Annotated in this window: 11 protein-coding genes and 1 pseudogene; 5 read left to right on the forward strand and 7 right to left on the reverse strand. The window is 47.5% G+C overall.

The features are described from left to right. Window positions 1-33: 33 nt before the first annotated feature. From B7L70_RS13620 to B7L70_RS11630, 3 genes are all read left to right on the forward strand, one after another. Window positions 34-204: a hypothetical protein gene (locus B7L70_RS13620; protein ID WP_162009175.1), complete on the forward strand. Its 171-nt coding sequence runs from the start codon at window positions 34-36 to the stop codon at window positions 202-204. A 337-nt stretch (window positions 205-541) separates the two neighbouring features. Continuing rightward, window positions 542-724, forward strand: a complete 183-nt coding sequence (locus B7L70_RS11625) for a hypothetical protein (RefSeq protein ID WP_081228335.1) — start codon at window positions 542-544, stop codon at window positions 722-724. 41 nt (window positions 725-765) lie between these two features. Further along, the gene (locus B7L70_RS11630; protein ID WP_143701645.1) at window positions 766-990 is read left to right on the forward strand and encodes a hypothetical protein; all 225 of its coding nucleotides are present in this window, start codon (window positions 766-768) and stop codon (window positions 988-990) included. Between the two features lie 224 nt (window positions 991-1,214). On the opposite strand, the gene B7L70_RS14200 is transcribed toward B7L70_RS11630, so the two are convergent. Genes B7L70_RS14200 through B7L70_RS11660 form a run of 7 tightly spaced genes read right to left on the reverse strand, consistent with a single transcriptional unit; the run spans window position 1,215 to window position 4,559 of the window. Continuing rightward, the gene (locus B7L70_RS14200; RefSeq protein WP_162009176.1) at window positions 1,215-2,444 is read right to left on the reverse strand and encodes a carbamoyltransferase C-terminal domain-containing protein; all 1,230 of its coding nucleotides are present in this window, start codon (window positions 2,442-2,444) and stop codon (window positions 1,215-1,217) included. Then, window positions 2,431-2,889 carry a carbamoyltransferase N-terminal domain-containing protein gene (locus B7L70_RS14205; protein ID WP_255408868.1) on the reverse strand — a complete coding sequence of 153 codons (459 nt, stop codon included), beginning with the start codon at window positions 2,887-2,889 and terminating at the stop codon, window positions 2,431-2,433. The genes B7L70_RS14200 and B7L70_RS14205 overlap by 14 nt, the downstream gene beginning before the upstream one ends. Next, window positions 2,822-3,025 (reverse strand): hypothetical protein, encoded by a 204-nt coding sequence (locus B7L70_RS13990; RefSeq protein WP_238376233.1) that lies wholly within the window; start codon window positions 3,023-3,025, stop codon window positions 2,822-2,824. Before B7L70_RS13990 ends, B7L70_RS14205 begins: the two co-directional genes overlap by 68 nt. A 55-nt stretch (window positions 3,026-3,080) precedes the next feature. After that, window positions 3,081-3,335, reverse strand: coding sequence for an FkbM family methyltransferase (locus B7L70_RS11645; protein WP_081228338.1), 255 nt, complete (start codon window positions 3,333-3,335; stop codon window positions 3,081-3,083). Beyond that, entirely contained in the window at window positions 3,316-3,693 is a 378-nt protein-coding gene (locus B7L70_RS11650) for an FkbM family methyltransferase (protein WP_162009177.1), read from the reverse strand. Before B7L70_RS11650 ends, B7L70_RS11645 begins: the two co-directional genes overlap by 20 nt. A 60-nt stretch (window positions 3,694-3,753) precedes the next feature. After that, on the reverse strand, window positions 3,754-3,936 hold the full coding sequence (locus B7L70_RS11655; RefSeq protein ID WP_143701646.1) for a hypothetical protein: 183 nt from the start codon (window positions 3,934-3,936) through the stop codon (window positions 3,754-3,756). Between the two features lie 59 nt (window positions 3,937-3,995). Then, window positions 3,996-4,559: a hypothetical protein gene (locus B7L70_RS11660; RefSeq protein ID WP_081228341.1), complete on the reverse strand. Its 564-nt coding sequence runs from the start codon at window positions 4,557-4,559 to the stop codon at window positions 3,996-3,998. 71 nt (window positions 4,560-4,630) lie between these two features. On the opposite strand from B7L70_RS11660, the gene B7L70_RS11665 reads away from it, so the two are divergent. Both B7L70_RS11665 and B7L70_RS11670 read left to right on the forward strand, forming a co-directional pair. Next, window positions 4,631-5,182: a hypothetical protein gene (locus B7L70_RS11665; protein ID WP_143701647.1), complete on the forward strand. Its 552-nt coding sequence runs from the start codon at window positions 4,631-4,633 to the stop codon at window positions 5,180-5,182. Beyond that, window positions 5,182-6,418 (forward strand): annotated as a pseudogene (locus B7L70_RS11670) (hypothetical protein); the annotation flags it as partial. The gene B7L70_RS11665 and the pseudogene B7L70_RS11670, both read left to right, overlap by 1 nt.

The raw sequence follows: 6,418 nt of genomic DNA on the forward strand, positions 1-6,418 counted from the left end.
TTTTAAGTAATGGATTGGTGTATTACTTAGGGCATGGACTACTACACCATTGGGCTCCTGGTAACCATACTAGGCATTGTCATTAGTCTAATGTACCGACTAGGTAAGATTGAGGAGAGATTGGGTAGGATAGAGGATGACCTGAGGAAGCTCACCATTGTTATCTACAACGTAGGCATACAAATAATCAAGTACCTGGGTTAAGGAAAATCCTGACTCCGCAAGCTTCGGAATAACACCAAACCACGCAATCGACACAACAAGGCTCAATTACGAAAAAGCACTAAAACTACTCACGCATAGAGTAAGGGTTTACACAAGGCACGGCACAGCAACATACAACACAGACCTAGACGAATTCGAGGAAGTAAATGGTGACGAGAACGAGCTAAGAAAAACCACGAAAGACGCAATAAACGCACTACAACACTAGGAACAACACCTCCCACCCAGCACACGAACCACAGCACTAGGCAACAACCACCTAGGGTATGGGGGTAATGCTACCAGGGCTTTTGCCAGTGTTAGGAAGTGCCTAGCAGTGAGGGAATGGGTTTATTATGGAGCTTATAGAACAAGCTCTAAGCCCGTCCTGGTTCTAACCAGTCTCGTGAAGCATGCCGAGGCGTTGCACGAGATAGCACGTGTCAAGTGGGATGAGGTGGCGTTGGTTACGGGCGTGGTTAAGGGTGGCGAGCGTGAGACTATATTTAAACGCGGTTAGGGATGGTAACGCGGAAGTGTTGGTGGCTACAACACCGGCTGATGAGGGTTTACACCCACCACCCTAGGTCTCTAATTGTGGCTTTGGGTGGTAAGAGCAAGACCAGGGCGCTTCAGAGGATTGGTAGGTTGGAGAGACCGTATCCAGGCAAGGATGTGACGATTGCCTTTGATATCTGGGATAGTGCCGAGTTACTCTATAAGCAGGGCGAGGCCAGGAAGAAGCTGTATGAAAACGAGCCCCACTGGAGAATAGTGTGGAAATGAGGCGAAAGCACTGGCTGGTGCTCACTCAGCAAATGAGTAGTCTCAGTGAGGGCACTCAGTGAGTACTCCAAAACACCACAACACGTGGTACACAAGACGAATCATGGTTCTTGGGACCATGTTAAAGTAACCAGAAACGCAATGAATGCTAATTATCTCTTAATGCAGTGCATTATTCCGAGGTCCTTATTACCCTTTATATTGCACTTGTCGTAAGACATGGGCTACTTCTGTATTAGGTATCCTTGTATGTATATTGCTTTGAAGCCGCCGAGTGCGTAGCTTCTTATTGCGTCTGTTGGCGTCTCAACAAGTGGTTCTCCGGCTAGGTTGAAGCTCGTGTTTAGGATTATTCCTTCTCCCGTCTCGTCCTTGAATGCCTTTATTAACTCATACCAAGTCCTGTTCTCTTCCTTGTTTACTGTTTGTGGTCTTGCTGTTTGGTCAACGTGGCATACTGCCGGCACTACCTCGCACATTTCCGGCTTGTACTTGTACATCAAAATCATGAATTGGTGAGGGACTGGTTCTATGAAGTACTTGCTCGCATCCTCCTCTAGGAGTGATGGTGCGAGTGGTCTCCACCACTCACGACCCTTAATCCTATTCACAACACCCCACATATCCCTCCTCCTAGGGTCAGCAATGATTGAGCGGTTACCGAGAGCCCTTGGCCCAAGCTCAGCCCTACCCTGGAACCAAGCAACAACAAAACCCTTGACTATTAAATCAACAACCTCATTAACATCATCACCAACATACTTAGCGTTCCAACCACCCCTCTCAACAACCTTCCTAACCTCATCATCACCATACTCAGGACCGAGGTAGACAGTCCTAAGCCTCTGCCTCTTCATTTTTCCACCGAGAACATGCTCGTAGACGTAGGCAGCAGCACCGATTGGTGTTCCGGCATCGTTTGCTGCTGGGAATATGAACATGTCGTTGAACAACTTGGCATAATGAATAACCATGTTAGCCTTAGCATTAAGAGCAACACCACCAGCAAGACCCAAATTACCCTCACCAACATTCTCCCTAGCCCACCTGGCTAGGTGGAGCATTGTTTCCTCAGTAACAGCCTGAACAGCCCAGGCCAAACCAACAGCATCAGGATGAAGATCACCACGAGGATCCCAAGGAACCCTACCACCAGGATAAACAGAATCAGCAATAAAATAGTAAGGCTTACTATAATAAGAAAGTGCGTTTTTAACCCTCCACCTACCAGGAACAACGAACCTAAATGGGTAATCCTTATCGTCGAATTTTATGAACGACTTAAGCTTCTCATAGTACTTGCTTGCCTTACCATAAGGCGCAAGGCCCATAACCTTACCAGGACCCTCGAGATAGTCATAACCAATCTTCGCACAAATATTTTCATATAGAGCGCCGAGTGAGCCATAGACTGTGGGTATTGAGGCCACCTTCTCAAACTCACCACTCCTCACTTTCCACACGACAGTGGGCTTCGAACTCACCAGTGCCATCGACAGTGAGGACGGCTGCATTATTGAAACCACTGAAGTAGTAGGCCGAAGCCGCATGGGCAAGGTGGTGAGGGACGGGGATTATCCTAATGTCCTCAGGAACATCCTCACCAATAGAGTGAGCCACAAAACTAACAAACCTACGAGCAAGCTCAAGAAAATCACCACGTAAAATCGTAAAACCAAGACCTAAAGCTGCAAGACCCATACTTATAGGATTATTCTTATTAAGTACATCAAACCTTATACGATTGATTAACCCCGCAAAAGTGTCTGCTGTGAACTTAAACCTCATAGTATATGTCATGAGTTTAGGCTCCCAATTAATTGCATATGCATCAACATCCTTTGGCCTTATACCATACTTCCTCTTCAGGAAGAGGAAGGCTTGCCTCAGGGCGTTTATTGGCGGTTCCCTTACCGAGTGTTTTGTGCCTCGTCCACCTCTCCTCCTCACTCGCAAAGACAAGTTTACCATCAACAATAACACCAACAGCATGATCATGCTCAACAGGCCAGTTAAAGCCGACAACAACAGTCATTAAAGAACCAAGAAATAACAAAATTTAAAGTATTACCTATGATAACAATATAATTTTATTTTCCTAAATCACGTATGCAGTGTATGATTGCTCTACTTTTTAAATAATTCACGACACCACACCTAAAATCTCTAGATAAATACCTAAGGTGATCCCCTAACTCCTTACCCCTTAAGTATGGGTGGTACTCGATACCTAACTCTCTAAACAATCTCAATGTTTCATAGTCATGCTCGATTATATCATACTCGCAACCTTCACAATCAAGCTTAAGAACATCAGGCTCGGCATCAGTAAGGTTCAAATTCATTGAGTGTAATCGACCTAATCTTCACGGTCATGCTCCGCCTATTAAACAACCCCTCATATATTTTATCGATAACGTAATCAAGAGATACATCAACGGGTAGTTCTACATAATCACCCTTACCCAGAGCGATATTGACCGGAATAATCCTGCCCAAAAAGTTGTTCAATTCTAGATTCTTAAGCATCTCCATATACGCCTTTGGGTGTGGTTCAACGGCAATTACACGACCAGCTCCCCTAGTTACGAAGTAGATGACAGAATCACCATTAAACGCCCCAACATCAATAACCTGGCGACCCCTAACATCTAGGAAACCCCACTGACCCTCAACAAACACCTCAACCATCGATCTAAACACGTCCCTTTAAACCCATAAAATCCGCATAAAAGTCATTACCCAAACAATGAATACCGCTGATTAAACTATCGTAGTAAGCATTAATAACCCTACCAAAACGCCCTCACACAGTTCCCTCCCCTCCTCATCTACATGCGCCTCCGCATACTCAACTGCCTTTAAGCGTCTAAACCCCTCCTCAGTAAGTCTATCCGCAGCCTCCCTCCTGCTTAGCTCCTCGAAGAACGCTGGGCACTTTCTCACCAGCGCCACCACTGTGGATGGCTGTTTCAAATACACAATGGATGCTTCGTTGCAGAGCCTCACCGATGCAATAACGAGCTCGAATACGCATGACGACACACCATCGACAAGAAGCCACTCCCCACTCCCAACCCACCCCTAATCCTACTTATCACATCATCGACTATTTCGGGCTTAATTATGGTAATGCTTCTATGTACCAAGGACATCATCCCTATGAGCCTTAGAACCTCATCAAGGTCATACTGCAATTCGACATAGCACCTAAACACTCCCTGAGGTAGTTTGAAGGTGATAATGAAATACGTACTACTCCACGCCTTATTAGAAACACCCAAAGCAGCACTAGCCTCCCTGCACTTCCTAACCAAGCCGAGCAGTATATGTGGGGATTGCGCTATGTATTTGTAACTACCGCATAGGCGTGATACTCCATCGATAAAGTCCCTGACACACGGGGGATCACCAGCAACGGCAACCAACTTACCACTCTCAAGCATCCCCCTAACAGCATCCCAATCAACATTCAGCCCCGCGAGCTCCAACAAAATAGCCTTCTCCCACTTATCACAGTAGTTACAGTAAGTGGGCACTCCATTTTTACCAACTCTCTCACCACACATAAACCATCAAACCAATATCCAGGCCCCCTTAAAAGGCACTAAATGATTACCCGATGCTCAACTGCCTACAGATGAGGACTGGGCTGATTAGGAAGAGACCAATCTTCGTATGCGGGCTAGACCTCGGTAAGATAGGGAGCGAGAGGGCGTTGCTGGGCTTGGGCGAGGTTGCCTTGATAATGAGGGGTAGGGCTTTGGTAGCAAGCGAGAACCCACCACTTGGTCTACCGAGGAAGGCTTTGACGGTGGTTAACCAAAGTGACGTATTGGTTAAGGCTAGGGTGCATAGGGAGTATTGTTGGGATCGCCTCTTCCTCTGGCCTCCTGATGAGGCTGTTGAGATGGTTGACCACCTAGTCAACAGCGGCTTTGGCTTGGTAGTCATGAGGCTTGGGAAGGCTCCCAACTTAGTGAAGCTCTATAGGAAGCCTATGATGGACAACATGATTAGGGTTAAGGACATACTAGACATGCAAGTACCAATATCAACACTACCAGTCCAGGTAGGCATACTGGAAATCAAGGAGCTCGGTAGGGGAAAGCCGTTCTGGAGCTACGGCGGGTGCATAGCCGGCAGGTACATAAACGACGCCCTAATGCCCCTCGGGTTCAGGGTGGTTTGATGATTCAAATAAACCCAGGACTAATCCAAACCTTCGTAGCAATAGAGGCTTTGTTGGTAATAATCTACGGCATAATCAAGGGCGGGTTAGAAATCCGTAGGTTGGTCTTTGCGGGCTCAGCCGTAATCTTCGCCTACGCCCTACCCTTCGTCCTATCCCACTTAGTACCAGGCTTCGGTGATGTGGCAACATACCAGTTGCTGCAGAGGTATGCCGAGGGCGCCGAAAACAAGTGGGCCTCAGTCTACTGGTGGTCGTCGAAGGTGATGCTCATTGATGCTGGTGCGATGACTGCCTTAAACATAATCGAGTTGATTAGCTCATTCGGGCTAGCCAGCATACCACAGCAGTACATGGGAGTGTTGATGAATTTGGGCTGGACACTGGACCCAATAGACGCGATTGTCGAGTCGATAAACCACGCCTCACAGGTACTACTAGCCATATTCCACACAATAGCATGGCTCGCTTGGTTCTCGTGGGCAATTACACCAACGATCCTGGGCATAGCCCTTGCACTCATCATTCCAGAGAGGACGAGGCCAGCCGGCACCGCAATACTACTCCTAACCCTAGCCATAATGTTCTTCACAGCCCTGGCAGCCTCAACACTGGGGCTAAACCAAGAAGCCCAGTTAATAAACTCGATAAACCAGACGCTATCCACTATTGAGCACGACCTACCGGCAAACATGACAGTAAGGGGATTCCTACTGCTACAAAGCAACTACCCATACCTCGTGAGCGGTAACCTAGTCAATCAAACAATGATTTGCGGACCAAGGGCTTGCTACCCCGTGCCCCAACCAGTCTCCTGGTTCATTGGCTTCACGCCGTCAGTCGGGGTCATAGACCAATTCGCATACCCACAAATCAACAACGCCACACTGCTGTGGCTAAGCGTGAACCCAAACCACCAATGCAACCTATTGACATGGCCACCAAACAGGAACATAACACAACTCCCAGAGGTTGTGCAATGCACTTACCAGTACCTCAACAGTAACGAGACATTCGCCGAGGAAATAGCAATCGAAGGACCACCCCTCAACTTGATTTGGGAGAAGGTAAACGGCACCACGGCATATAGCGGCGCCTGGGTTTGGCTAAACCCGCCGACCAGCTACACGGTGAGTAATGGGAACAACACCGTAACAATCAACGCAACAATCGACATACCGCCAATGCAATGCATCAACGTGACAACGAGGACCGGGCCCCATAGGGTCTGCTACC

The sequence above is a fragment of the Vulcanisaeta sp. EB80 genome (assembly GCF_002078205.2).